21 protein-coding genes are annotated in these 26,731 nt (G+C 71.8%); 13 read left to right on the top strand and 8 right to left on the bottom strand.

Going from position 1 to position 26,731, the window contains the following annotated elements; translation table 11 throughout:
• Nucleotides 1–66: 66 nt before the first annotated feature.
• Nucleotides 67–1,398 (top strand): AAA family ATPase, encoded by a 1,332-nt coding sequence (locus PSH03_RS31680; RefSeq protein ID WP_238691261.1) that lies wholly within the window; start codon nucleotides 67–69, stop codon nucleotides 1,396–1,398.
• An 88-nt stretch (nucleotides 1,399–1,486) separates the two neighbouring features.
• On the top strand, nucleotides 1,487–1,981 hold the full coding sequence (locus PSH03_RS31675) for an RloB family protein (RefSeq protein WP_210787641.1): 495 nt from the start codon (nucleotides 1,487–1,489) through the stop codon (nucleotides 1,979–1,981).
• Nucleotides 1,982–1,996: 15 nt separating this feature from the next.
• Here the strand turns inward: PSH03_RS31675 and PSH03_RS31670 are convergent, their stop codons facing one another.
• Together PSH03_RS31670 and PSH03_RS31665 are read right to left on the bottom strand one after the other, a co-directional pair.
• Nucleotides 1,997–2,824 (bottom strand): DUF3152 domain-containing protein, encoded by an 828-nt coding sequence (locus tag PSH03_RS31670; protein ID WP_238691260.1) that lies wholly within the window; start codon nucleotides 2,822–2,824, stop codon nucleotides 1,997–1,999.
• Nucleotides 2,825–3,000: 176 nt separating this feature from the next.
• On the bottom strand, nucleotides 3,001–4,191 hold the full coding sequence (locus tag PSH03_RS31665) for an ROK family transcriptional regulator (protein ID WP_238691259.1): 1,191 nt from the start codon (nucleotides 4,189–4,191) through the stop codon (nucleotides 3,001–3,003).
• Between the two features lie 164 nt (nucleotides 4,192–4,355).
• On the opposite strand from PSH03_RS31665, the gene PSH03_RS31660 reads away from it, so the two are divergent.
• Genes PSH03_RS31660 through PSH03_RS31635 form a run of 6 tightly spaced genes read left to right on the top strand, consistent with a single transcriptional unit; the run spans nucleotide 4,356 to nucleotide 9,343 of the window.
• Nucleotides 4,356–5,084: an amino acid ABC transporter ATP-binding protein gene (locus tag PSH03_RS31660; protein ID WP_238691345.1), complete on the top strand. Its 729-nt coding sequence runs from the start codon at nucleotides 4,356–4,358 to the stop codon at nucleotides 5,082–5,084.
• Nucleotides 5,085–5,103: 19 nt separating this feature from the next.
• Nucleotides 5,104–6,072, top strand: coding sequence for a glutamate ABC transporter substrate-binding protein (locus tag PSH03_RS31655; protein ID WP_208646673.1), 969 nt, complete (start codon nucleotides 5,104–5,106; stop codon nucleotides 6,070–6,072).
• A gap of 16 nt (nucleotides 6,073–6,088) precedes the next feature.
• Nucleotides 6,089–6,733, top strand: coding sequence for an amino acid ABC transporter permease (locus PSH03_RS31650; protein ID WP_091393215.1), 645 nt, complete (start codon nucleotides 6,089–6,091; stop codon nucleotides 6,731–6,733).
• Nucleotides 6,730–7,599: an amino acid ABC transporter permease gene (locus PSH03_RS31645; protein ID WP_210781092.1), complete on the top strand. Its 870-nt coding sequence runs from the start codon at nucleotides 6,730–6,732 to the stop codon at nucleotides 7,597–7,599. The genes PSH03_RS31650 and PSH03_RS31645 overlap by 4 nt, the downstream gene beginning before the upstream one ends.
• Entirely contained in the window at nucleotides 7,596–8,603 is a 1,008-nt protein-coding gene (locus tag PSH03_RS31640) for an asparaginase (RefSeq protein ID WP_238691258.1), read from the top strand. Before PSH03_RS31645 ends, PSH03_RS31640 begins: the two co-directional genes overlap by 4 nt.
• A complete protein-coding gene (locus tag PSH03_RS31635; protein ID WP_210781091.1) occupies nucleotides 8,600–9,343 on the top strand; it encodes a copper homeostasis protein CutC in 744 nt (247 codons plus the stop codon). The genes PSH03_RS31640 and PSH03_RS31635 overlap by 4 nt, the downstream gene beginning before the upstream one ends.
• A gap of 77 nt (nucleotides 9,344–9,420) precedes the next feature.
• Here PSH03_RS31635 and PSH03_RS31630 read toward each other — a convergent pair whose 3' ends face one another.
• The 3 genes from PSH03_RS31630 to PSH03_RS31620 all read right to left on the bottom strand — a co-directional run bounded on the left by PSH03_RS31630 (nucleotide 9,421) and on the right by PSH03_RS31620 (nucleotide 14,273).
• The gene (locus PSH03_RS31630; RefSeq protein ID WP_210781090.1) at nucleotides 9,421–11,109 is read right to left on the bottom strand and encodes a SulP family inorganic anion transporter; all 1,689 of its coding nucleotides are present in this window, start codon (nucleotides 11,107–11,109) and stop codon (nucleotides 9,421–9,423) included.
• A complete protein-coding gene (locus tag PSH03_RS31625) occupies nucleotides 11,106–11,444 on the bottom strand; it encodes an ArsR/SmtB family transcription factor (protein WP_210781089.1) in 339 nt (112 codons plus the stop codon). The genes PSH03_RS31630 and PSH03_RS31625 overlap by 4 nt, the downstream gene beginning before the upstream one ends.
• A gap of 384 nt (nucleotides 11,445–11,828) precedes the next feature.
• Complete coding sequence (locus PSH03_RS31620) at nucleotides 11,829–14,273, bottom strand: glycoside hydrolase family 2 protein (protein ID WP_238691257.1); 2,445 nt, start codon at nucleotides 14,271–14,273, stop codon at nucleotides 11,829–11,831.
• 112 nt (nucleotides 14,274–14,385) lie between these two features.
• Between PSH03_RS31620 and PSH03_RS31615 the strand changes: the two genes are divergently transcribed.
• Nucleotides 14,386–15,405, top strand: coding sequence for a LacI family DNA-binding transcriptional regulator (locus PSH03_RS31615; RefSeq protein WP_210781087.1), 1,020 nt, complete (start codon nucleotides 14,386–14,388; stop codon nucleotides 15,403–15,405).
• A gap of 6 nt (nucleotides 15,406–15,411) precedes the next feature.
• On the opposite strand, the gene PSH03_RS31610 is transcribed toward PSH03_RS31615, so the two are convergent.
• Nucleotides 15,412–17,784 carry a GGDEF domain-containing phosphodiesterase gene (locus PSH03_RS31610; RefSeq protein WP_238691256.1) on the bottom strand — a complete coding sequence of 791 codons (2,373 nt, stop codon included), beginning with the start codon at nucleotides 17,782–17,784 and terminating at the stop codon, nucleotides 15,412–15,414.
• A gap of 217 nt (nucleotides 17,785–18,001) precedes the next feature.
• Between PSH03_RS31610 and PSH03_RS31605 the strand changes: the two genes are divergently transcribed.
• On the top strand, nucleotides 18,002–18,394 hold the full coding sequence (locus PSH03_RS31605; RefSeq protein WP_238691255.1) for a PH domain-containing protein: 393 nt from the start codon (nucleotides 18,002–18,004) through the stop codon (nucleotides 18,392–18,394).
• Here PSH03_RS31605 and PSH03_RS31600 read toward each other — a convergent pair.
• A complete protein-coding gene (locus PSH03_RS31600; RefSeq protein ID WP_238691254.1) occupies nucleotides 18,388–19,314 on the bottom strand; it encodes a 2-hydroxyacid dehydrogenase in 927 nt (308 codons plus the stop codon). The two genes, PSH03_RS31605 and PSH03_RS31600, sit on opposite strands and share 7 nt — an antisense overlap.
• Before the next feature lie 186 nt (nucleotides 19,315–19,500).
• Between PSH03_RS31600 and PSH03_RS31595 the strand changes: the two genes are divergently transcribed.
• The 3 genes from PSH03_RS31595 to PSH03_RS31585 all read left to right on the top strand — a co-directional run bounded on the left by PSH03_RS31595 (nucleotide 19,501) and on the right by PSH03_RS31585 (nucleotide 24,242).
• Nucleotides 19,501–21,318, top strand: coding sequence for a SpoIIE family protein phosphatase (locus PSH03_RS31595; protein ID WP_238691253.1), 1,818 nt, complete (start codon nucleotides 19,501–19,503; stop codon nucleotides 21,316–21,318).
• A gap of 92 nt (nucleotides 21,319–21,410) precedes the next feature.
• On the top strand, nucleotides 21,411–22,583 hold the full coding sequence (locus PSH03_RS31590) for a PQQ-dependent sugar dehydrogenase (RefSeq protein ID WP_238691252.1): 1,173 nt from the start codon (nucleotides 21,411–21,413) through the stop codon (nucleotides 22,581–22,583).
• Between the two features lie 60 nt (nucleotides 22,584–22,643).
• Entirely contained in the window at nucleotides 22,644–24,242 is a 1,599-nt protein-coding gene (locus tag PSH03_RS31585) for a metallophosphoesterase (protein ID WP_238691251.1), read from the top strand.
• A gap of 51 nt (nucleotides 24,243–24,293) precedes the next feature.
• Here PSH03_RS31585 and PSH03_RS31580 read toward each other — a convergent pair whose 3' ends face one another.
• Nucleotides 24,294–26,651, bottom strand: a complete 2,358-nt coding sequence (locus tag PSH03_RS31580; RefSeq protein WP_238691250.1) for a thiamine pyrophosphate-binding protein — start codon at nucleotides 26,649–26,651, stop codon at nucleotides 24,294–24,296.
• Nucleotides 26,652–26,731 lie beyond the last annotated feature (80 nt).

Genomic DNA, 26,731 nt, shown 5'->3' with positions numbered 1-26,731 from the left:
CGCCTTCTCGTGGTTTACTCGCAGAGATGTACTTGTAACCGCCCACGAGCTAGGGGCACGCGGCCAATGCTGCTGAGTTTTCGCTTCGCCAACCATCGTTCGTTTCGCGACGAGCATCAGCTGAACCTGACGCCCGTCTACGGCGACGGGGCCGAGGCCGACGAGCCGGCTCCGCAGGCGGTCCAAGTCGTCGGCATCTTCGGAGCCAACGCGTCGGGCAAGTCGAACTGCCTGGGCGCGCTGGCGTTCATGCGGCATATGGTCGTGGAGTCCGACCGGGCGGTTGAGCCCGGTGTGGGCCTGTCCCGGGAGCCGTTCCGGTTGGACCCGGAGGTCGCCGTCCAGCCATCGCGCTATGTCGTCGACCTTCGGCTCGGCGGGGTCAGACACACCTACGGCTTCACGATCGACGACGACCGGGTGCTGGAGGAGTGGCTCTACCACTATCCGCTGGGCCGGCGGCGGCGCGTATTCGAGCGCGACGGCGACGTCTTCAACTGGGGCGAGGAGTCGGGCCGGCGCAGCGACTTGGAGCAGATTGCTGGTATCACCGCGCCAACAGCTCTTTTTCTCAGCACTGTCGCGCGCTTTGGCCAGAGCCGCCCCCAACCGGATCCGACAAACCCACAGCCGTTGCACGACACCTACCGGTGGTTCTACCTGACCGGCCAACGGACTGACCCCAACTCTGGGCTGTCCGCCCTCGTCCGTATCGGCCAATCGGATGCAGAAGAGGTACGCCGCCTGGTCGTTGACCTGTTGCAGGCCGCCGATGTGGGGATCGTCGACGTCGTGATCGCCTCTGACTCGGGTGATGATCAGGCCGTCTGGTCCGACCTGCCAGCCAGGAGATCAAGCGACCGACTAAAAAGAGCCGTCGCGGCTATCCGGCCCTCGCCCCGCGTCCAGTTCGCTCATCAGGGTCCGCACGGCACCGCACTGCTCGACCTGCAGGACCAGTCGACCGGCACCCGGCAACTGCTGACCCTGGGCCTGCATGCCGCGGCGATGCTACGTACCGGCACCACAATGCTGATCGACGAGATCGATGCGAGTCTGCACCCGATCCTGACCGCCAAGCTCATCAGCCTGTTCCGCAGCCCGGCCGCGAACCCCCTTGGCGGCCAACTCATCTTCACCAGCCACGACGCCGCCCTGCTCGGCACCCTCGACGCTGAAGAAATCCTCCGCCGCGACGAGATCTGGTTCGTGGAGAAGGACAACGAGGGTGCCTCCTCGCTGTATCCGTTGACCGACTTCAAGCCTCGGAAAGAAGGTGAGAACCGTCAGCGCCGTTACTTGAACGGCAACTATGGCGCAGTTCCCAACCTGTCCACCGACCTGTTTGAGCAGGCCCTTGCCACCCGTGGAGGATCGGATGACGCCCCGGCAGGGTGACCGGCGTGCCTCGGGCTCGATACGGTCCGGCCGTGGCCGCGAGACCGACCTCCGACGCCGCGCATCGACCCGAGAGCAGCGGACAACCGTGCTGATCGCCACCAATGGTGAATCCACGGAACGGGACTACTTCAACGGCCTCAAGCAGGAGGCGTGGGTGCGTCCTCGGGTGGTCGTCGTGGCAGAACGCGGCTCGCCGGTCAACGTGGTACGAGGTGCGGCGCGGCGTCGGCAGCGCGACGACTTCGACGAGGCGTGGGCCGTCTGCGATGTCGACGACTTCGCCACTGAGCCGGCGACCCGCGAATCTGCCGCTAACGACGTCAATCTGGCCTGGTCCAATCCCTGCTTCGAGGTGTGGCTACTGCTCCACTACGGCAACTGCACCCGATTCGTGGAGAACGCCAAGCGGGCCCGCGACCTGCTGCGGGAGCACGACCCCTCCTGGGACAAGACCAGGCTCGACTTCGGCAACTTCCGCGACCGGGTTGAGGACGCCTGTCAGCGGGCTGATCGACTCGACCCGCCCCCGGATGGCAATCCGTCTACCTCCGTTGGGCACATAGTCGCTGCGCTTCGTTGAGACAGGGAAGCCAGGTCAGGATGGCGCCCACGGTCCGCTGACGAACTGCCCGTTGCCGACGAACGGGCTGACGTTGGGCACGCACCCGCCCAGGCCCATCGTCTGGGTCATCATGACCGGGGCCGGCTTGCCGCGACCGCCGCACTTCATGTGGGCGAAGCCGAGGAAGTGGCCGAACTCGTGATTGATCACGCCGGCGTGGTACTCGTCGATGCTGACCGGGTATCCCGGTGAGCCCTGGAGCCAACGTCGCAGGTTGATCATGATGGTCTTGCCGTACTTGCAGGAGTAGACGCCCTCGGTGTCGACGCCACTAGCGCCGCAGAGTCTGTCCACTGTCCTCGGTGTCGCGAGCCGCACGTCGACGTCGACCTTAGAGGTGCCGACCCGCTGGAAGGACCACGACGCCCGGGTCAGGTTCACCGCGGCGTTGGTGACCGGGTGCTGTGCGGACGTGGCCCACCCGTTCGGTGCGGCCAGCACCTGCTCGATGCTCGCGGCGAACCGGTCCGGCTTCCAGGCGGGGATGTCACCCCAGGCGATGCCCTTCTCCACCGAGACGCTGTAGCGCACCCGCTTCTTGCCCTTGCCGATCACGCGACCGTTGCCGGTGGCGGTGGTGAAGGTGCCGGCGGCCCTGGTGGGGATCTGCGCGTCGGTCGGGATCTCCGGAGTCGGGCTGGAGGTCGGTGTGTCCTTGGGGCTCGGAGCTGAGCTGTGCGTACTCGGGCCGGAGCGTGGGACTTCGGCCTGCCCGGACGCCGGTGCCGACAGGCCGCAGGCGGCGGTTGCCAGCACCACTGCCAACGAGATCGGCACGAGCAGCCGTCCGTTGATCCGCACGTCGAAACCTCCAGGAGCAATCACGGGCGAGTGAGGAACACCGGAAGGCTACGTGACTGCCTGTAAGGAAACTGTCAGGATGATTGGCGTCGACGCACGCGCAAAACCGGATAGACCCGACATGCAATACAGAAAAAGATCACCCTAGGTGACCGCACCAGTCGCTTTGAGCGAGATCAGGCGGCCGCCACGACGTGGTCGATCACCAGGTGGGCGGCACCGGTGATGCCGACGTCCTGGCCGGCGGCGACCCGTTCGATGAGCAGGGTCTGGGTGGCCAGCGGGAGGCACCGCTCGTAGAGGGTGGCCCGCATGCTGGCCAGCAGCGGCTCGCAGTCGGCGAGCCGACCACCGATGGCCACCACCTGCGGGTTGAAGAAGTTGACCACCACGGCCAGGATCTCGCCGACGGCGCGACCGGCCTGCCGGGCGAGGGCGGTGGCCTGCCGGTCACCGTCGTCGATCAGGCGGATCACACCGGTCAGGTCGGAGACCGGCACACCCTGCTCCCGCAGCGCGGTGACCAGTGCGGCGCCGCTGGCCACCGCCTCCAGGCACCCGGCGTTGCCACAGGTGCACGGCGGCGCGGGATCGGCCACCACCCGGCAGTGGCTGATGTCCCCGGCCGATCCCTGCGCGCCCCGGTGCAACCGTCCACTGGAGATCACACCGGATCCGATTCCGGTGCCAGCCTTGATGTAGACAGCGTGGTCCAACTCCGGATGCGCGGTACGGTGCGCGCCGAGCGCCATCAGGTTGGCGTCGTTGTCCACGATGACGGGTACGTCGACACGGCCGGCGCAGAACGCGGCGACGTCGAAGCCGTTCCAGCCGGGCATCCGCGACGGGCTGACGATCCGCCCGGTGGAGTGCTGCACCGGACCGGGAATACCGATGCCGACGCCGCGGAGCGCGCCTGGCGCCGAGCCGCCGGCCACCGCCCCGCCGCCGGCCGCCGGATCGCTGCCCACCAGCGTGGCGACCTCGGCGAGTAGCGCGCCGAGCACCGCCTCCGGGCCGTCCTCGATGCGGACCGGCAGGGTGCGGGCCTGGACCACCCGCCCGGAGAGATCCAGCGCACCGACGCGGGCGTGATGCGCGCCGAGGTCGATGGCGCCGACAACGGCGCCGCCGGTGGGCACGGCGAGTTGGCGGGGTCGCCGCCCGCCCCGGGACCGCCCGGCGCCGGCCTCCTCCAGCAGCCCCTGGCTGATCAACGCCTCGACCCGCTGGGAGACCGTCGACGGGGAGAGCCCAGAGAGGCGGGACAGGTCGGCCCGACTGACGGCCGCACCGGTGGCCACCCAGCGCAGTAGCTCCCGGGGGCCGCCCCGGAGGGCATCGCGTGGCGCGTCGTCAATCGTCACGTCAGCTTCTTAGCACCCGGAGTTTGTTCAAGCAACCGGTTGACTTAGTTTCCTGGCTACCTTTAGATGGCGCTGTTGGTTCGATATGAAGCTGACTTAGTTTTGTAGTCGAAGGAAGTGAGGCCCGTCTGGTGGCACCGAAGACGACGGATGCGGACCGACCGATGGTGTCGGTACGCGGCCTGAACAAGTGGTTCGGTCCGCTGCACGTGCTCAAGGACATCGACCTCACGGTGGCCGCCGGCGAGGTGGTCGTCGTGGTGGGGCCCTCCGGCTCCGGCAAGTCGACACTGTGCCGCTGCCTCAACCGGCTGGAGACCGCCGGGCAGGGCAGCGTCGAGATCGACGGTGAGCCGCTGCCCGCCGAGGGCCGCTCGCTGGCCCGGCTGCGCGCCGATGTCGGCATGGTCTTCCAGTCCTTCAACCTCTTCGGCCACAAGACGGTGCTGGACAACATCACCCTCGGCCCCACCCGGGTCCGCCGGATCCCCCGACCCGAGGCGCGGCAGCAGGCGATGGCCCTGCTGGAGCGCGTCGGTATCGCCGACAAGGCAGACCACCACCCGGCCCAACTCTCCGGCGGGCAGCAGCAGCGGGCCGCGATCGCCCGAGCCCTGGCGATGCAACCGAAGGTGCTGCTCTTCGACGAGCCGACCTCGGCCCTCGACCCGGAAATGGTCAACGAGGTGCTCGACGTGATGGTCTCCCTCGCCGCCGAGGGGATGACCATGATCGTGGTGACCCACGAGATGGGCTTCGCCCGTCGCGCCGCCGACCGGGTGGTCTTCATGGACGACGGCCGGATCGTCGAATCCGGCGCACCCGACGACTTCTTCGCAGCCCCGCGCACCGAGCGGGCCCGCGACTTCCTATCCAAGATCCTCCAGCACTAGCCCCCAACGGGAGGGTGTCATGTCAATCCTCAAGATGAGCTTCACCGGGCGGCGGTCGCTCGCCCTCACCGCCACAGCTGTGGCGGTGGCCCTCGCCGCCGCCGGCTGCGGCGGCGACAGCGGCGGCAGCGCTCCGACGTTGCCCGGCAACCCCGGCCTGGGCGGCGACGGCGTGGTCGCCCAGTCGGTGTACGACGCCGCCCCGGTGGCCACCGACGCGGACATCCCGGCCGGTTCGACGATGGAGGCGATCCGCAAGCGCGGCTACCTGAACATCGGCGGATCTCTGGACGCGCCACTGCTCGCCCAGCAGAACCCGGTCAGCGGCACCATCGAGGGCTTCGACGCCGACATGGCGAAGTTGCTGGCGAAGTACATCATCGGCAAGCCCGAGGTGAAGACGACGACCATCGGCACCCAGACCCGGGAGGCCATGCTCCAGGCCAAGTCGGTGGACGCGGTCTTCCAGACGTACACGATCACCCCGCAGCGGGCCACCCAGGTCGCCTTCGCCGGGCCGTACCTCACCTCCGGCCTCGCCGTCGGGGTCCGCAAGGACGACACCTCGATCAAGAGCGTGAAGGACCTCGCCGGCAAGACCGTGATCGTCGGGGCGAACACCCCCGCCGTCACCGCGCTGCCCTCCGCCGCGCCCGGCTCGAAGCAGATCGCCTTCGGCACCGACCCGCAGGCGTTGCAGGCGCTGCTGCAGAAGCGCGGCGACGCGTACGTGCAGGACTTCACGCTGCTCGCCTCGGGCGCCAAGGCGAACCCGGGGATGAAGGTGGTGGGCGAGCCGTTCACCACCGAGGCGTACGGCATCGGCCTCAACAAGGAGGACGCGCAGTTCAAGGAGTTCGTCAACAACTGGCTGAAGAAGATCCAGGCTGACGGCACCTGGGCGAAGGTCTGGGAAGGCACCCTCGGCTCGGTGGTGGAGGGTGGGGCGCCCACCCCGCCCGCCCTCGGTTCCGCCGACGGCTCCTGAGCAGCCTCTCGTACCGATGGAAGCCCTCACCTCCCACCTGAGCGAGCTTGGCCACGGCCTGGTCACGACGGTCGAACTGACCGTCGTGACCACCGTCGGGGCGATGCTGCTGGGCATCGTCGTGGCCACCCTGCGCATCGCCCCCGTCCCGCTGCTGCGCGCCATCGGCACCGCGTACGTGGAGGTGTTCCAGAACCTGCCGCTGCTGGCGCTACTGGTGCTCTTCGTGTTCGCGCTGCCGACCATCGGCATCACGTTCCCGCTGTTCACCTCAGCCGCGATCGTCATCGCGGTGTACGAGGGGGCGTACCTGGCCGAGGCGATCCGCGCCGGGATCAACACCGTCGGTGTGGGCCAGGCTGAGGCAGCCCGAGCCATCGGGCTCACCTTCGGCCAGTCCCTGCGGCACGTGATCCTGCCGCAGGGACTCCGGGCGGTGATCCAGCCGATCGGCAACATCTGCATCGCGCTGCTGATGAACACCTCGCTGGCCGCCGCCGTCGGCGTGGTCGAGCTGACCCAGGCGGCCAACACCGTCAACCTGGTCGAGGCTCAACCGATCGCTGTCTTCACCGGCGCGGGCCTCGCCTACATGCTGCTGGCGCTGATCATCGGTCAGGTCACCGGCCTGCTCGAACGAAGGCTGGCGATCGTCCGATGAACAAGACGCAACAGATCCTCTTCGACGAACCCGGTCCGCGCGCCCAACGGCGGATCCGGATCGCCACAGTGCTGGGCGCCGTTCTCCTGGCCGGTGCCCTGGTCGCGGCCGTCTACCAGTTCGCCAGCCACGGCGAGTTGGCCGCCGCCCGATGGGAACCGTTCACCACCTGGCCCATCTGGCGGTACCTGCTCAACGGCCTGTGGGCCACGCTGCGCGCCGCCGCCGCGACCGCAGTGCTCAGCGCCGCGCTCGGACTGCTCCTGGCGCTCGGCCGGCTGTCGACGCACCGACCGCTGCGCTGGCTGGCCGGCGCGTACGTGGAGATCTTCCGGACCGTCCCCACCCTGCTGCTGATCTACGTGACGCTGTTCGCCCTGCCGCAGTACGGGCTGAACTTCCCGCTGTTCTGGAAGCTCGTGGTGCCGCTGGTGGTCTCCAACTCGGCGGCGTTCGCGGAGATCTTCCGGTCCGGCATCCTGGCGCTGGACCGTGGGCAGACCGAGGCCGGGCTCGCGGTCGGGCTGCGCCGCGGGCAGGTGATGGCGCTGGTGGTCCTGCCGCAGGCGCTGCTCCAACTCGCCCCGTCACTGGTCAGCCAGCTCGTCGGGCTGCTCAAGGACACCTCGCTCGGCTTCGTGGTCAGCTACACCGAGCTGCTCTACAGCGGGCAGGTGCTCTCCTCGTACACCCATCTGTTGATCCAGACGTTCCTGGTGGTGGCGCTGATCTACCTGGTCGTCAACGCCTCGCTGTCGAAGTTCGCCCGCGTCCTCCAGGCCCGCAACGGCCGCTTCGGTGGACGGCGCGGACGGCGGAGCGCCGAGCTGCCCCCACCACTCCTCGAAGGGAACACTCCCCGGTGACCATCTTCCGCTACGCCGAACTGGCCCGGGTCGTGCGCAACGGCTTCGTGGAGAGCCGGCACTACGGCAGCGTCGTGGTGCTCGCCCCGGACGGAAAGGTCGCCCTCGCCGCCGGCGTACCCGACGAGCCGGTGCTGCCCCGCTCCACCCTCAAGCCGGTGCAGGCACTGGCCTGCCGGATCGCGGCGGGCGACGAGCTGACCGGCCCGGCGCTGGCCCTCGCCGCCGGCAGCCACACCGGCGACGACAGGCACGTCGAGGTGGTGCGGGCGATGCTGGCCGGGGCCGGCCTGACCGAGAACGCCCTCGGCTGCCCGGAGGACTGGCCGGAGGACGAACCGACCCGGGACCGGCTGATCCGCGCCGACGGGCAGCGCGACCGGGTCCGGATGAACTGCTCCGGCAAGCACGCCGCGATGCTCGTCGCCTGCGTCGCCCGGTCCTGGAGCACCCACGACTACCTCGACCCCGACCACCCGCTCCAGCGGGAAACCGCCGCCGCCGTCGCCAGGCTGGCCGGCACGCCGATCGCGCACCACGCTGTCGACGGCTGCGGTGCACCGCTGTTCGGCCTGTCGCTGACCGGCCTGGCCCGCACCTTCCAGGCGTTGGTCACCGCGCCGGCCGGCAGCGACGAGGCGCTGGTCGCGCAGGCCATGCGCCAACACCCGGAGTACGTCGGCGGCTGGAACGGGCACCCGAACACCGACCTGATGCGGGCGCTGCCCGGCGTCCTCGCCAAGGGCGGGGCCGAAGGCGTTCTCGCGGTGGCCGCACCGGACGGTCACGCGGTGGCGGTGAAGGCGATCGACGGTTCGCCCCGAGCCACCACCGCCATCGCCCTCGCCGCCCTCGACGCCGTGGGCGTACCGGTGGGTGGGGCCGACGCGCTGCGCCAGGTGCCGGTGCTCGGCGGCGGCGTACCCGTTGGTGCCGTCACGGCCGTCATCGACTGGACCACGGCATCGTCTCGTACGTCTCGCACGGAAGAGGAAGAATCATGAACACATTCGAGATCTGCATCGACAGCGTCGAGGGAGCGGTCGCCGCCGAGGAGGCCGGCGCCGACCGGGTGGAGTTGTGCTCCGCGCTCTTCGACGGCGGGCTGACCCCCAGCCTGGGCACCATCGAGACGACAGTGCGCGCGGTCAGCCGGATCCGGGTACACGTGATCGTCCGTCCTCGGGCCGGCGACTTCATCTACTCGCCGTTCGAGATCGAGGCCATGGAGCGGGACGTCCGGGCCGCGGTGGCGGCCGGCGCGCACGGCATCGTGATCGGCGCGTTGACCGCCGAGGGTGACGTCGACGTGCCGACCACCCGCCGGCTGATCGCCGCCGCGGGCGACGCCAGCATCACCTTCCACCGGGCGTTCGACATGACCCGCGACCCGCACGCGGCGCTGGAGCAGCTGATCGAGCTGGGCGTGCACCGGGTGCTCACCTCGGGTCAGGAGGTCAGCGTGCTGGAGGGTGCTCCGCTCATCGCCGACCTGGTGCGCCGGGCCGCCGGCCGGATCGTCATCATGCCGGGCGGTGGCATCACCCCACGCAACATCGCCCGGATCGTCGAGGCGACCGGCGCCGACGAGTACCACTTCGCGGCCCTGGTCAGCTCGGACAGCCCGGCCGTGCACCGCAACCCGGCGCCGCTGATGGGTGGCAGCCTGAACCGGCCCGAGTACGAGCGCTCCGGCACCTCCGGCGCCCTGGTCGGCCAGGTGCTCGCCGCCGCCCGCGCCTGACCGTCGGATCGCGCCCCCGGGCGTGATCGTGCGCGAACATGGAAGTAGTGGCCTCCCCACCTGAGGAGGCCACTACTTCATGGATCGAGCACGATCGGGTGGCCCGCTGCGGGGAGCGCGACGGTGCGGGCGTACCGGATGGCGGCGGGCGTGTCCGGGAAGAGCAACTCCTCGCGGCGCAGGTCGTCAGCCACCCCCAGGGTGGCCAGCACCTCGTCGTGTGCGGGGTTGATACCGGAGAGCAGGACGATGATCCCGCGTCCGCGTAGCCGCCGGATCGCATCGCCGAGGACGTGCGCGCCGGTGCCGTCCATTGTGGTCACCCGGGACATTCGCAGGATGACGACACGGACGTCGGTGACCTCGGAGAGTTCGAGGAGGAAGGTGTGGGCCGCAGCGAAGAAGAGCGGCCCGTCCAGCCGGTACGCGACGATGTGTTCGGTGAGCAGCGCGTACTCCTCGGCGCTGTGTTCCCCTGGGTCGAGGGGCACCTGTTCCAGCCGGGCGCTGCGGGCCACCGCGCGCAGGGCGAGCACCACGGCGACGCCGACGCCGACCGCGACGGCGGTGACGAGGTCCCAGATCACCGTGACGGCGAAGGTGAGCACCAGCACCACCGCGTCACCCCGGGTGGCCCGGGCCAGCGCCCACAGCGAACCAGCCTCCACCATCCGGACGGTGGTGGCCAGCAGCACCCCGGCCAGGGCGGCGAGCGGGATCCGGCCGACCAACGGCGCGGCGGCCAGCACGATGGCGGCGAGGGCGACGGCGTGGGTGAGAGCCGCCAGCTTCGAGGCCGCCCCGGCGCGGACGTTGACAGCCGTCCGGGCGATGGCGGCGGTCGCCGGGATACCGCCGAAGAGGGGGGCAGCGAGGTTGGCCATCCCCTGACCGAAGAGTTCCCGGTCCGGGTCGTGCCGCTCGCCGACGGTCATGCCATCGGCAACGGTGGCGGAGAGCAGACTCTCCAGGGCGGCGAGCGCGGCGACGGCGAGAGCGCTGGGAAGCAGCACGCCCAGTGCGCCGAGGTCGAGGAAGCTGAGCGAGGGCGCGGGCAGGCCCTGCGGCAACGCGCCGATCCGGATCAGATCGATCGGGATGACCTCGGCGAGGACGGTGGCGGCCCCCACACCGAGCAGCGAGAACGGCAGGCCGGGTCGCCACCGGGCACCCAGCAGCATCAGCGCCGCGACGGCGAGGGCCACCGCGAGCGCGGCCGGCCGCGGGTGTACGACGAAACGGGCGACCGCGTCGAAGGCGACGGCCCAGACCTTTTCCCCGTGCGCGTCGCTGACGCCGAGTGCGGCGGGCACCTGTTGCAGCGCGATGACCACGGCGATGCCGGCGGTGAAGCCCTCCAGCACCGGGGTGGGCAGGTAGCGGACGTAGCGGCCCAGGCGGGCCACGGCGAGCGCGATCAGCACCAGGCCAGCCATCGCCCCGACCATCAGCACGCCGGTGGCTCCGAACTGCTGCACCACCGGCACCAGCACCACTGTCATCGCCCCGGTCGGCCCGGAGACCTGGAGGTTGGAGCCCCCGAAGACAGCGGCCACCGCACCGGCGATCACGGCAGTGATCAACCCGGCCTGGGCGCCGAGCCCGGAGGTGACACCGAACGCCAGGGCCAACGGCAGCGCCACCACCGCCACGGTGAGCCCGGCCAGCAGGTCCCGGCGCGGTGAGCGGTGGACCGCGGCCCAGTCGGCCCGGCCGGGCAGCAGCCCGAGGAGCCGCTCTCGGGCCACCGGGATGGCGCCGCTCACCTGTCCGCGCCGGTGGCGCGCAACTCCCCGAGCAGGCCGTCCCGGTCGGTGAGGACCGCGCCCAGGATCCGCCGCCCGGCGGCCAGCAGGTCGGCCACGTCCGGGGTGCTGAGGGCGTACATGACGAGGGGGCCGTCGCGGTGTGAGGTGACCATTCCGGCGCGGCGCAGCACGGCGAGTTGCTGGGAGAGGTTGGAGGCTTCGACCTCGATGGCGGCGAGCAGGTCGCGGACCGGCTTCGGACCGTCCTGGAGCAGTTCGAGGACCCGGATGCGCACCGGGTGCCCGAGGGTGCGGAACAGTTCCGCCTTGGCCTGGTACAGCGGCACCGACATGAGCACCCTCCCGATCGATACGAAGACTTTAGCACTTGAACAAGTCTTCAACTCGAGGCCACGACGCGGGTCCCAGGCAACGCCATTGCGTTAGCGCGGCGGCCGGTTAGGCAAGACCTTGATCAGCAGCTGCCCTCGTCGTGGTGAGGGGGCACAGGCCACCCCCACCCCCTTTGCTCTGCACCCCAATAAGCACCAGTCGCAGACCGTAGCCGTCGCGCCCGCGGGTGCAGAGCAAAGGACAACCGACCGCCCCTCACCCCCCGGCCACCTCAGGCACACGCCAACAGAGACACCCAGCGGTCACGCAACGGACATCAGGAAGTAGTGGCCTTCGCAGCCGTGAAAGGCCACTACTCCATGGACCGAGCACGATCTTGGACGTCAGGCGAGGTCGTTGACGCAGCGCAGCACCGGGCGGGCCGTGAGGGCGGCAGGGTCCAGCGCCCCGGCCGCGCGCACGGTGAACGTGGCCGACTCGCCCGGAAGCAGGGTGATCAGGGCCTTGTCCACGGATGCCGTCGGGTCCAGGCGGTCCGGGAAGAGCGTCAGGTCGCGCAGCACCGTGCGGGCCGTGACCCGGACCCGCCGCCCACCGTCGACAGGCTCGACCGTCGCGTCCCAGGCCGCCGTCGGCCAGTCCACCTCCCGGTCCTCGGCGAAGAACCACAGGGCGCGCTGCGCGGTGCCACCGGCCTCCGCGACCAGCAACTCGCGCCGGGCGTCCTCCGACCGCGCCAGGTCCGCCGGCAGCACCAGCACCACCGAGGAGTACGCCGGGACGTCGAGGTCGACCGAGGTCTTCGCCCTCGGCTCCCCGGTGAGCGTGAACCGGGTGACAGCGGCCGTCGCGGTCCATGCCTCGGCGGTCTCGTTGACAGCCACCAGGGCCAGGCCGCCGTCGCGCGGTTGCACGGTGAGCAGCCGGTCGGCGTAGGCGCGGCGCAGCGCGTACCACAGGGGTTTGCGTCGGCCGTCGCCGTCGACGGCCGACCAGGAGGTCACCGGCCAGCAGTCGTTGAGCTGCCAGACGATGGTGCCCGCGCAGACGTCCCGGTGTGAGCGGAAGTGCTCCACCCCGAGCTGGATCGCCCGGGCCTGGTTGAGCTGCGTCAGGTAGTGCCAGTCGTCGAAGTCCGCCGGGGCGGGCAGGTGCGCGTCGAGGCCCCGCTGGAGCTTGGCGTCACCGCCGGCCGCCTTCTGGTGGTGCGCCATGCCCGGTGAGTCGTGCGCCAGCGCTTCGTCGCTGATCGCCCGGCGCAGGGTGGCGTACGCCGGTGGGGCCTGGTAGCCGAACTCGGCAACGAAGCGCGGGACGTACTCCCGGTACTTGGTGTAGTCGTCGGTGTTCCACACGTCCCAGATGTGGGTGGTGCCGTGTGCCGGGTCGTTGGGGTGGATCGCCTCGGTGCCCGACCAGGGGCTGCCCGGCCAGTACGGGCGGGTCGGGTCCAGCTCGCCGACGATCCGGGGCAGCACGTCGAGGTAGTAGCCGCGCCCCCAGGTGCGCCCGGCGAGGGCCTGCTGCCAGTCCCAGTCGTGCCAGCCCCAGATGTTCTCGTTGTTGCCGGTCCACAGCACCAGGGACGGGTACGGCGCGAGCCGGGTCACCTGCTCGGCGGCTTCGGCGGCCACCTCGGTGCCGAACGGCTCCTCCTCCGGGTACGCGGCGCAGGCGAAGAGGAAGTCCTGCTGGACGAGGAGGCCGCGCTCGTCGGCGAGGTCGTAGAAGTCCGCCGACTCGTACCGGCCGCCGCCCCAGACCCGCAGCAGGTTGACGTTGGCCGCGAGGGCCTGGTCGAAGCGCTCGGCCAGCCGGGCCCGGGTGATCCGGGTGGGGAACGTGTCGTCCGGGATCCAGTTGACCCCGCGGACGAAGACTGGGACGTCGTTCACCGACAGCGCGAACGGGGTGCCGTGCTCGTCGGGTGTGGTGTCCAGCCGTACCGAGCGGAAGCCGATGCGGTGCGACCAGTTGTCCAGGGTGTCGCCGTCCGGTCCGTGCAGTGTCACCTCGATCGGGTGGCGGGCCTGCTCGCCGTACCCCCGGGGCCACCACAGCGCGGGCTCGCGGACGGTGAGGGTCAGCACGGCAGTGCGCTGCCCGGCCGGGACGACCACCTCGGCGCGGACGCCGGCCACTGCGGCGCGGACGGTCAGCGGGACGTCAGCGACCCGCTCGACCTCGACGTGCACCTCGACCCGGCCGTCGCGACCGTCCATGGTGACCAGTGGACGGACGGTGGCCAGTCGCGCGGTCGACCAGGCGTGCAGGCTGATCTCCTGCCAGATGCCGGCGGTGACCAGTGTCGGCCCCCAGTCCCAGCCGAAGTTGCAGGCCATCTTGCGGATGAAGTGGAACGGCTCCGGGTAGGCGTTCGGCCGGTCGCCGAGTCGCTCCTGCTGCGCCTCGGCGTAGCGGTACGCGGAGTCGAACCTGACCACCAGGTCGTTGTTCCCGTCGCGCAACAGCGGTCGGACGTCGAACCGGTAGCCGCGGTGCATGTTCGCGGTGCGGCCGACCTCCACACCGTTGAGGGTGAGCGTGGCGACGGTGTCCAGGCCGGCGCAGACCAGGTCGACGCGCTCGTCGTCGCCCACCCGGTGGACGAAGGTGGTCTGGTAGACCCAGTCGGTGCGCCCGATCCAGGCCACCGCCCGTTCGTTGTCGTCGAGGTACGGGTCGGGGATCAGCCCGGCGTCGAGCAGGTCGGTGTGCACACAGCCCGGCACTGTCGCCGGCACGGACCGGCCGGCGACCTCCTCGGGCACCTGTGCTCCGGGGGCCGCCCGCACTGTCCAACCGTCGTAGAGTGCCTGTCGGCTCACGATTTCACCGCACCTTCCCGCATCGAAAGATGCCAACTGAACCGGATAAGCTGAGAAACCGTACGGTCCGGAATCCGGGCTGTCAACGGCCAGAGAGCGAAGGAGCACGCCGGTGAAGCGGCCGACCATCGCCGACGTCGCCCAACGCGCCGGGGTGTCCAAGGGCGCCGTGTCGTACGCGCTGAACGGGCAACCCGGCGTCTCCGAGGCCACCCGGCAGCGAATCCTCGCCATCGCCACGGAGATCGGTTTCAGCCGCAGCAGCGCCGCCCGCGCCCTCTCGGCCGCCACCGCCGGTGCGATCGGCCTGGCCCTGTGCCGACCGGCGCGGACCCTCGGCGTCGAGCCGTTCTTCATGGCGCTGATCAGTGGCGTCGAGGCCGAACTCTCCGCCCGCTCGTACGCGCTGACCCTCCAGGTGGTGGCCGACCCGGACGCCGAGATCGCCGTCTACCGGCGCTGGTGGGGCGAACGACGGGTGGACGGGGTGCTCGTCTGCGACCTGCGCACCGACGATCGTCGCATCCCCGCACTCGAACGGCTGCAACTGCCGGCGGTGGTGATCGGCGGCCCCGGCGGCACCGGTGAGCTGGCGAGTCTCTGGTCCGACGACGCCGCAGCGCTGACCGAGACGGTGGAGTACCTGGTCGCGCTCGGGCACCGGCGCATCGCCCGGGTCGCCGGCCTGCCCGACCTGCGGCACACCGAGATCCGCACCGACGCCTTCGCGGCGGTCTGCCGGCGGCTCGGCCTGGTCGACGCGGTCACCGTCTGGTCCGACTACACCGGCGAGGAGGGCGGTCGGGCCACCCGCCGGTTGCTCAGCTCGGCCGACCGGCCCACGGCGGTCATCTACGACAACGACGTGATGGCCATCGCCGGGCTCTCCGTCGCCCAGGAGATGGGCCTGACAGTGCCCGGCGATCTGTCCATCGTGGCCTGGGACGACTCGCCGCTGTGCCGGCTGGTGCACCCGCCGCTGACCGCGCTCGGCCGGGACATCCCGGCGTACGGCGCGCACGCCGCCCGGCAACTGCTCGCCGTCGTTGCCGGGCAACCGGCCGGGCGGGTGCAGGACGAGACACCCCACCTCACGCCGCGCGGCAGCACCGCACCACCCCGGAGGAGATGAACCGGTTCAGCGAGACGCTGAGGGAAACTCCTCGAAGTACGCCTCGACCCGCTCGGCCGTCGCCGGACGGGCCAGCGCGAACCCCTGCCCGTACCGGCAACCACCCCGGCGCGCCCCCTCGACCTGGGTCGACGACTCCAACTCCTCGGCGACGATCTCGACGCCCAACCGCTCGCCCACGTTGACCACCACGTCGATCAGCGGCGGTTGCCCGTCCGGCCGTGCCCCCACCAACTCCGGGCCCACCTTGAGCAGGTCGATCGGCAGGCGGCGAAGCTGGGCCAGCGAGGCGTGCTCGGCCCGGAAGTCGTCCAACGCGGTGCGGACGCCAATCGACCGCAGCCCGGCCAGCCGAGCCACCACAGTCGGCAGATCACCGGCGACTCTCGGCTCGCTCACCTCCACCACCAGCCGCTCCGGCGGCACCCCGTACGCGGCCAGCACTGCCGCGAGCCGCTGGACGAAGTCGGGGGTGGTCAGCTCCCGGGTCGTGACGTTCACCGCCATCCACAGCTCCCGGACGCCCACCGACCAGTTGGACAACTGTCGGCAGGCCCGGTCCAGCACCCACCACTCCAACTCGCCGACCAGGTCCAGGTCCTCGGCGACCGGCAGCAACTCGGCCGGGAGCACAGTGCCGAGCACCGGGCTGCGCCACCGCAACAGCGCCTCCGCGCCGACCGGCTGCCCGTCGGCCAGGTCGACCACCGGCTGGTAGACGAGGTCCAGCTCGCCGCGCGCCACCGCACCGGGCAGCTCGCGCTCCAGGTCGAGCCGGCGCACCAGCTGCTCCTCCAGGAACGCGTCGTACCACTCCACCCGGTCCCGGCCCAACTGCACGGCCCGTCGCCGGGCCAGCTCGGCCTGCCGGAGCACGTCCGCCGGCCCGGCGCCGCTCACCTCGGCCAACCCGATGCTCGTCTGCACGCGCAGCATCGCGCCGGCCAGCCGGTAGGGCGGGCCGAGCGCGCTCAGCAGTCGGGTGCCCAGCGCGTACGCCAGCACCGGCCCGGCGGCGGTGACCACCGCGAAGCCGGTACCCGTGCACCCGGTGACCAGATCGTCGGGGGCGATGACCGCGCGGGCCCGGTGCACCGCCTCGGCCAGCACGTCCTCCCGGGCCGTCGGGCCGAAACCCTCGGTGCCGTGCAGGTCCACCAGCAGCAGCGCGCCGGCCGGCGCCGGAACGTCGCCGATCGCGGCCAGGGCGTCCAGCAGGGCAGCCCGGTCGCCGGGGGTGCCGCTCGCCGCCGCGGGTCGCCGGTCGAGCCCCGACCACGCGGAACTGTGGTCAGGCGACCAGGTCGAGCCGGCACCCGTCGCGGTCGCCGCGCCCTCCGCGACGTCGAGGGCTCGCCCGGGCGGCGGCTCCGGTGTGCCCGGCCAGCGGGCCGGGGCCGCACGGCGGTGCCGCAACGAACGGCCGGCCCGTCGCCGATGAGCGGCCCGCCGAACGGACGTGGACGCGTCACCGGCGCGCAGCAGCTCGCGCAGCACCAGGGGCGGCACCGCCGCCAGGGCCAACAGCACGCTCGTCCGGTCCGGTGCGCGGCCGGCGCCCAGGTGCAGACCCGCCGCCAGCAGCAGCACCGCCGCGGGGAGCACCGACCGGGGCCAGGCCGCGGCGACCGGCTCCACCGACTCGAAGTCGTCCGCCGCATCCGCGGCGCCGACCGCGACGAGCAACATCCCGAACACCAACGGGGGTACGGCCAGCAGGGCGGCCCGGCCGGCCGGCGCGGACGGCAACGTGGCCAGCAGCACCAGCCCGCCCACTGTGAGCAGGACGCCGCCCCGGCAGAGCGCCGCACCCGAGCGCCGCCGTGGCCCCGCGAACGCGTTCAACGCGGCCATGCCCAACCCGCCGAGTGTCAACGCGGCGACCAGCCGAACCGGGACCGGCAGGCCGTCGGGGGGCAGCAGCAACCAGCCGGCGAGGGCCAGACCGACGGCCGGGCCGGTCGACTCGACCAGCCACCGCAACCGGGCCGAGGCCGCCGCCCGGGACCGGCCGGGGAGCCGGTACAGACCGGCCGCCGAGAGGGCCGCCACGACCACCGACCCGATCAGCACGGCGAGGTTGTGCCCGATGCCGGCCAGGGGCAACACGACGGCGGTGAGACCCGCCGCCACCACCGCCGCGTCGAGGAGCACCCCCGCCGCACGCGGTGTCGGATCGGTGCCGCGTCGGGAGGCCAGCCGGGACAGTCGCAGCCCGGCGAGCGTGGCGCCGGCACCGGCGGCCAACGCGATCACCACCGAGGGCGGAACCAGGTCGACGGAACCGGCGAGGAGGAGCAGCGCCACCGCCACGGACGTGGCGGCCTCCGGTGCCGCACGGCGGGGAACGAGAACGCGGAACGGGTACGCGAGGAGCACGGCGGTCGCCTTCGTGAGGGGGCACGGGGGCGGTGCGGCGGTGCGGGACATCGGACGTTGCGAGTCCGCTACCCACGATTGGCAACGATGGACGGCCGAATTGGTTACTTGCCGGTCACTCAGGGGAGACAACGACCTGTGTCACTGTACGGCGTACCGCACGCTGCCGGCACCGCCCGCCGCGAGCCGAAACAACCCGAAGTGGGATCATCGGAGGGTGAGTAAGCCCGACACTGTCCGCTTCCGGTACAACCAAGCCATCCTGGTGGCCGCGATCATCGCCTTCGTCGGCGCCCTGCCGCTGGCCAACGCCCGGGACTACCTGCTGCCGGTGCTGCTCGTCCCGCTCGCCGTCGCGGTGTGGGCCTGGCGGGCCGGCACCGACGCCGACGCGCGGGAGCTGCGCATCCGGGCGCTGGTCGGGCAGCGTCGGATCGGCTGGGACCAGGTCCTCGAGCTGACCACCGACCAGCGCGGGCGCGCTGTGGCCCGGCTCGACGACGGCCACCAGGTCACCCTGCCGGCCGTGCGTGGGGCGGATCTGCCCCGACTGGTCGCGGTGACCGGCCAGCCGCTGCCGGACGCTCCGGCGGAGACCCCCGGTCAGTAGCCGTCGACCACCGTGTTGATCAGCGGTTGCCCGGCGGCGAACCGGCGGACCTGATCGCCCACCAGTCGGTAGGCCCGCGGCAACAGCCCGCGCACCGACCCGCCGACGTGCGGGGTGAGCAGCACGTTCGGCATGACCCACAGCGGGGAGTCGGCGGGCAGCGGCTCCGGGTCGGTGACGTCCAACGCCGCCGAGATCCGTCCGGTGCCCAGCTCGGCGACGAGCGCCTCGGTGTGTGCCACCGGGCCCCGGGCGGCGTTGACCAGCAGCGACCCATCCGGCATCGCGGCCAGGAACGCCTTGTCGATCAGGCCACGGGTCTGGTCGGTGAGCGGCACCAGCACCACCACCACGTCCGCGTCGGGCAGCAGCCGGGGCAGTTCCTCGACGGCGTGCACCCCCTGCTCCGGGCGGGCCGTCCTGGCGACCAGGGTGAAGCTCACGTCGAACGGGGCGAGCCGCTCACGCACCGCAGCCCCGATCGAGCCGGCGCCGATGATGAGCACCCGCTTACCGGTCAGCTCGTCGGTCGGGGTGTTCTCCGCGTACGTCCAGCGCCGCTCGGCCTGCGCGCGGACGAACGCCGGGAACGCCCGCAGCTGGGTGAGGATCGCGGTGACGACCCACTCGGCGGTGGAGGGGTCGTGCACGCCCCGGGCATCGCACAGCGTGACAGCCGGCGGTGTCCGGCCGGCCCAGGCGTCCGCCCCGGCGGAGAGCAACTGCACCACCGCCAGGTCGGGCAGCTTCCGCAACACCGCCGTCGCGTCCGAGCCACCCAGGAACGGCGGCACCCAGAAGCGGACGTCGGCCGCCTCGGACGGCATCCGATCGGTGTGCTCGAAGACCTCCACCGTCACGTCCGCGGGCAGCTCGCCCAGGAGGTTCAGGCCGGCCTGGTGCGGAATCCATACCTTCACGTCCGCCGACGATAGTCCCCGACGCCGCAGCCGGTGGAGGCACGGCGGCGAACCGGCGTCCCGGGGGATGGCGCGCGGGGTCACGGCGGGCGAGACTCAGCACACCGATGTTCGACTCCGACCCCAACGAGGTATAACGAAGGGTCGGAGGGCCGGTCGGCCTCCGCCCCGGCAGACAGGTGCTCGATGACCGACGGCTCCCCCGGCCCCGCCCGGCGTTCGATCGCGCCTCCTTCGGTGCTCGGCGACCCGGAGCGGCTGCGCGCGCTCGCCGACACCGGGCTGGACGCCGCCCCGGACGAGGCGTTCGACCGCTTCGCCCGGCTGGTCAGTGACCTGCTGGACGTGCCGGTCGCGCTGGTCTCCCTGGTCTCCGCCGACCGGCAGTTCTTCCCCGGCGCGGTCGGGTTGCCGGAGCCCTGGTCGCAGCGCCGGCAGACTCCGCTGAGCCACTCGTTCTGTCAGCACGTGGTGGACACCGAGGTGTCGATGGTGCTGCCGGACGCCCGGCTCTACCCCCACGTCCGGGACAACCTGGCCATCGACGACCTCGGCGTGGTCGCGTACGCCGGGATGCCGCTGACCGACCTCTCCGGCCGGGTGCTCGGCTCGCTCTGCGCCATCGACAGCAAACCTCGCGCCTGGACGGCCGCGCAGCTGCGGACCCTGGCCGACCTGGCCGCCGCCTGCTCGTCCGAGCTGCGGCTGCGGATCGCGCTCGACGGCGCGCAGGAGGCCCGGCGGCGGGTCGTGCAGGCGCACGATCGGCTGGAGCTTGTGGCCGGGGTGAGCGAGACCCTCGCTGGCACCCTGGACGTGGGCACCGCGTTGCGCCGGCTCGCTGCCACCATGGTGCCGCTGCTCGCCGACTGGTGCCTGCTCACCCTGATCGGGCCGACCGGCCTGCCCCGCGAGGTGGTCTCGGTGCACCGGGACCCGGCCCGCGCGGCGGACGTCGACCGCTTCGGCGATCTGCTGCGCACCGGGCTGAGCCCCGAGTCGGTCATCCGGACGGTGCTCCGGACCGGCCAGCCCCGGCTGGGCAGCGTGGCGTCCCTGGCCGACGTCACGAGGGGCACCACCCACCCGGAGATGGCCTCCATCGCCAGTCGGCTGGGCATCGCCTCCTACCTGAGCGTGCCGGTGCGGGGTGTCGGCGGCACGGTGCTGGGGGCGATCACGCTCGTCAACGGTGGCCAACGTCAGCAGTTCGACGACCGGGACCTGCTCACCGCTGTCGACATCGGCCGACGGGCCGGCCAGGCCGTCGGCAACAGCTCGATGTACGGCGAGCAACGGCACGTCGCCGAGGTTCTGCAACACAGCATGCTGCCCCGACTGCCGGTGGTGGCGGAGCTGGAGTTGGCGGCCCGCTACCAGCCGGCGGCCGACCGGGTGGAGGTGGGCGGTGACTGGTACGACGCCTTCGTGCAGCCCGACGGCGACGTGATCGTGGCGATCGGGGACGTGGCCGGGCACGACATCGAGGCGGCGGCGACCATGGGCCAGCTACGCAACCTGGTGCGGGGCAATGCCTTCGGCCGGCCGGACGCGGTCGGGTCACTGATGAGCAACCTGGATGGCGCCATCCGTGGCCTGCGGCTGCCGATCGCCGCCACCGCGACGCTGGTGCGGATCTGTCCGCAACGCGCCGGTGTGCACGAGGTGACCTGGTCCAACGCCGGGCACCCACCGGCCCTGGTGGTCCGGGTCGGCGGGGCGGTGGAGGCCCTGGAGGCGACGCCGGAGCCGCTGCTCGGCCTGGCCCGCCCGTCGCCCCGGAGCAGCCAGTCGACCGTCCTGGCGACCGGCGACACCCTGCTGCTCTACACCGATGGGCTGATCGAACGGCGGGACCGCTCCATCGATGAGGGGTTGGCCGAGCTGGTGGGCCTGCTGACCGGCACCGACACGCTGCCCCTCGACGGCCTGTGCGACCTGCTGCTCGCCTCGATCCGGCACCGTGAGGACGACACCGCGTTGCTGGCCGTACGGGCTCGGTGAGTGGTCCACCGGGGATGATCGGGCGGGTCCATCGGCACCCGTTGCACCTCGACGGGCCCGGCCGGGTCGCGCGGCGGGCTACCCTGGGCCGGGTGAACGCCCGTCCCCCGTACCCTCGCATCCGCCGCCTCCGGGTGGCCCTCGCGGCGTCCTGCGCGGCGCTGCTGTTCACCGCCGGTTGCAGCTTCGGTGAGCCGGAGCCCGACCCGGCCGGCGAACCGCCCAACCTGCCGACCCCGTCCACGTCGGCGAGCCCCGGCGGCGCCGGCCAGCAGGCGGTGGCGACAGTACTCGCCAAGGGCCTGCGGGTGCCGTGGGCGATCGCCTTCCTGCCGGACGGCGGCGCGCTGGTCACCGAGCGGGACAACGGCCGGATCCTCCAGGTCGGGCCCGAGTCCGGGCCGGACGGGCTGCGGGTCCGCCCGGTGCAGACGATCACCGACGTGGCGGCGGCGGGTGAGGGTGGCCTGCTCGGCATCGCCGTGTCCCCCGACTACGCCCGGGACCGGACGGTGTTCGTCTACTACACCGCCGAGCGGGACAACCGGGTCGCCCGGCTGCAACTCGGCGGGCAGCCCACCCCGATCCTCACCGGCATCCCCAAAGCCAATGTGCACAACGGCGGTGGGCTGGGCTTCGGCCCCGACAAGCAGCTCTACGTCAGCACGGGTGACGCTGGTCAGCGCCCCCTCTCCCAGGACGTGAAGAGCCTCGGCGGCAAGATCCTCCGGATCACCCCGGACGGCAGGCCCGCCGCCGGCAACCCGTACCCCAACTCCCCGGTCTGGTCGATGGGGCACCGCAACGTCCAGGGTCTCGCCTGGGACGCCGCGAAGCGGATGTACGCCGTCGAGTTCGGCCAGAACACCTGGGACGAGATCAACCAGATCACCAAGGGCGGCAACTACGGGTGGCCGGAGGTCGAGGGTCGGGCCGGCGACAGGCGGTTCACCGACCCGATCGCGCAGTGGGCGACGTCGGACGCGTCCTGCTCCGGTCTGGCCGCCACGGACCGGCTGCTGGTCACCGGCTGTCTGCGCGGCAAACGCCTCTGGGTGATGGAGTTGACCGACACCGGCACCCTGCTCGGTCAGCCCAGTGAGCTGCTCACCAACCGGTACGGTCGGCTGCGTGCGGTGGCCGCGGCACCGGACGGGTCGCTCTGGGTGAGCACCTCCAACCACGACGGCCGGGGTGACCCGGCGGGCGACGACGACCGGCTCCTGCGGGTGGTCTTCGCGGGTGGTGACGGCGGACGCAGCTGATTGCGTCACCATCCGTTCAGGTTTGCCAAGATCTTCCGACGGGCAGGTCAGACTTTCAGCATGGACGGGCAACGCGACGAGCGGCACGACGACGCCGATGACCGGGACGACCCGGTGACCGGTGACGATCGACCACGCCCGGCGGGTTGGTGGGTCGGCGCGGCCGGCCCGCTGCGCCGCCTCGGGCTGATCGTCGCCGTCCTCGCCGTGGCCCTGGCCGGGGCGGTGCTCGGGGTGCTGGCCGGCGGCCAGGTGAGCACCGACATCGGCCCGTTCCGGGCCAGTCTCAGCATCTCCCCCGCTCGGGACGGCGGCACCACAGTCGACATCCCGCCGCTCGGCGCGCTGCTGCTCGACAGCCACGACGGGCCGACCCATCTCACCGTTCGGCTGGGCGCCCTCGACCAGGGGCGCACCGAGGCACTGATCGACGACCCGGCCAGCATCAGCCGGGCCAGTCAGAGCGCCGTGGAGGACGTCCGCTCCGGGGTGATGCGCCTCGGCCTGCGTACCCTCGGCGCGTCGGTGCTCGTCACGTTGATCCTGGCCGGGCTGATCTTCCGGGACGTCCGGCGCACCGCCTGGGCGGGAGGGTTGGCGCTGCTGGTCACCGCCAGCAGCCTCGGCACGGCGGCGGCGACCCTTCGTCCGCAGGCCATCGAGGAACCACGCTACGAGGGGCTGCTGGTCAACGCGCCGGCCATCGTCGGTGACGCCCGCCGGATCGCCAACGACTACACCAAGTACGCGGAGCAGTTGCAGCGCCTGGTCGGCAACGTCAGCCAGCTCTATACCACCGTCTCGGCGCTTCCGCTGTTGGAGCCGACCCCGGGCACCACCCGGGTGCTGCACGTCTCCGACATGCACCTCAACCCCACCGGGTGGCAGCTGATCCGGACGGTCGTGGAGCAGTTCGGCATCGACGTGGTGATCGACACCGGGGACATCACCGACTGGGGCAGCGAACCGGAAGCCTCCTTCGTCGCCTCGATCGGCCTGCTGAAGAAGCCGTACGTCTTCATCCGGGGCAACCACGACTCCGGCAAGACCGCCGCCGCGGTGGCCCGTCAGCCGAACGCGATCGTGCTGAACAACACCACCACGACGGTCGCCGGGCTGACCATCGCCGGCATCGGCGACCCGCGCTTCACCCCGGACAAGAACACCTCCCCGGCCGGCAGCGGGTTGACCCAGCAGGTGGCCGACCAGGTGATCGGGGTCGGCAACCAGCTTGCCGCGACGGTCCGCAGCTCACCGCGACCTGTCAACATCGCGCTCGTGCACGACCCGGCGTCGGCCGGGCCGCTCGCCGGCACCTGCCCGCTGGTGCTGGCCGGGCACACGCACGCCCGGCAGGTCTCCAAGCTGCCACAGGCACCCGGGCAGCAGCCCACCACGCTGATGGTGGAGGGCTCCACCGGCGGCGCCGGGCTGCGCGGCCTGGAGGGCGAGAAGCCCACCCCGCTGTCGATGAGCGTGCTCTACTTCGACCAGCAGAAGATGCTCCAGGCGTACGACACCATCACCGTCGGCGGCACCGGGCAGGCCCAGGTCAACCTGGAACGACGTCTGGTGGAGAACCCGGCCGCCCCACCCACACCCACACCCACGCCGAGCGGCGGTGTCCCCGGCACGCCCACGCCCACGCCGACCGGCTGAGCCGACGTCGACGCCCGCCTGCGGACCGGCGGGCGGTCGACGGTCGACGGGTCAGCGCAGGGCGATGGCGGCCAGTGCGGCGTTGACGATGCTGCCCGGCAGCAGGTCGTGCAGTTCGTACAGCTCGGCGACGCTGCCGGACTGGCCGAACTCGTCCACGCCGAGCGGCACCGCCGGCGCGCCGACCGCCGAACCGAGCCAGGCCATCGCGTGCGACGCCGCGTCGTGCACGCTCACCACCGGCACCCGATCGGCGAACGCGGACCGCAGCGCGCCCGGCACGCTGGGTACGGTGGCCGTCCGTACGCCCTGGCGCAGGGTGCGCTGCCAGGCCCGGTAGAGCCGGTCCAGCGAGGTCACGTCCACCACGTGCGCGGCGATGCCCTCGTCGGCCAGCTCCGCCGCGGCGGCCAGCACCTCGGGCAGCACCGCACCGGAGGCGGCCAACTGCACCACCGGGGCGTCGACCAGGTGCGGGTACGCCTGGTGCGCGTCGACCAGCCGGTACGCCCCGGCGACGACCTGCCGGCGCAGCACCGCGTCGCCGAGCCGGGCCCGGGCCGCCTCGAACGGCGCCTGGTCCAGCGGTCGGGTGCTCAACCGGAAGTAGTACGCGCCGTCCTCGGCGGGTGCGGCGGTCGCGGCCGGGACCGAGCCACCGGCGATCTGACCGAGCGCGTCGCAGAGCAGCCAGTCGAGGGTGGCCGCGTACGCCGGCTCGATGAAGGTCACCCCGGGCAGCTCCAGGCCGACCGACGCGGTGATAGTGGACTGGTGGGCGCCGCCCTCGGGGGCGAGGGTGATGCCGGACGGGGTGCCGGCCACCACGAACCGGGAGCCGGAGTAGGTGCCGTACAGGAACGCGTCGAGGCCGCGCAGCACGAACGGGTCGTAGACAGTGCCCACCGGCAGCAGCGGCTGCCCGGACAGGTCCCAGGACAGCCCGAGCTGGCCGAGCAGCAGGAACAGGTTCATCTCCGAGATGCCCAGCTCGATGTGCTGCCCAGCGGGGCTCTCCGTCCAGCGCAGCATGCGGTCCTCGGTCCAGGAACGCTGCTCGGTGGGGGCGAACACCCCGGTCTTGTTGATGAACCCGGCGAGGTTGGTGGAGGTGGCCACGTCCGGGGCGGTGGTGACCAGGTAGCGGCCCACCTCCCGGTCCCGCGCCAGGTCCACCAGCACCCGACCGAAGACCTCCTGCGTGGAGATCGGCTTGTTGGCGCGTACTCCAGTGCTTTCCGGGACGGTGACCCCCAGCGCACGCTCGCGCGGCGCGCGGGACAGCGCCTCCCGGCGGGCGCCGGCCCGGATCCCGGCGGGTGACGCCGGGTCGAGGCGGTCCCACTCGGTCTCGGCGGTCAACCCCTGCGCGGCGCGTAGCGTGTCGACCTGCTCCGAGCTGAGCAGCGCGGAATGGTTGCGCGGATTGCCGGCGATGGGCAACCCCCAACCCTTCACGGTGTACGCGAAGACGACGCTGGGCCGGTCGGTGACCGCGTCGCACTGGGCGTACGCGTCCAGCATCGCCTGAAGGTCGTGCCCGCCCAGATCGGTGACGAGCGGGCCGAGATCCTCGTCGGAGACGTCGGCGATCAGCTCGGCGATGCCGGCCGGAGCGCCGTCCAGGAACTGCTTGCGCAGCGCCGGCCCGGCCAACCCGAACAGCGACTGGTACTGCTCGTTGGGCATCGCGTCGATCCAGTCGCGCAGCGCCTCGCCGCCCGGCCGGGCGTACGCCTCGGCGAGCCGGCGGCCGTACTTGACCTCCACGACGTGCCAGCCGGCCGCCTCGAACTGGCCCCGCCACTGGTTGATCCGGATGCCGGGGACCACCCGGTCCAGCGACTGGCGGTTGAAGTCGACGAGCCACATGACGTTGCCCAGCCCGGTGGTCGCCGGGTCGGCCACCGCCTCCCAGATGTTGCCCTCGTCCAGCTCGGCGTCGCCGATCAACGCCACGAACCGGGAGTGCGGGCGGGCCCCGAAGTGCGCGTCGACGTACCGCCGGGTGGCGGCGGCGAAGAGCGGCGCCGCCGCGCCCAGGCCGACCGAACCGGTGGAGAAGTCCACCTCGTCCGGGTCCTTCGTGCGCGACGGGTACGACTGGAGGCCGCCTCGGGCCCGCAGCCGGGGCAGGTAGGAGCGGTCCAGGTTGCCGAGCAGGTACTGGATGGCGTGGAACACCGGCGACGCGTGCGGCTTCACGGCGACCCGGTCCTCGGCGTCCAGGTGCGCGAACCAGAGCGCTGTCATCGCCGTGACCAGGGAGGCGCTGGACGCCTGGTGGCCGCCGACCTTCACACCGTCGCCGGTGGCCCGGTCATGGTTGGCGGCGTCCACGATCCGGGTGGCGAGCCAGAGCACCCGCCGCTGGATCTCGTCGAGGACATCGAGGTCGTGCTCGGTCACGGTGGCTCCATCCAGGCGTCGCCGTTGACGCCCTCGCGAGGGGTGCGGGGTGGCCGCGTAGTCGACAGGGGGGGTTGCGG

This window comes from Micromonospora salmantinae (genome assembly GCF_022230905.1).
Taxonomy (GTDB): Bacteria; Actinomycetota; Actinomycetes; order Mycobacteriales; family Micromonosporaceae; genus Micromonospora; species Micromonospora salmantinae.
This window is presented reverse-complemented; position numbering and strand designations above follow the sequence as displayed.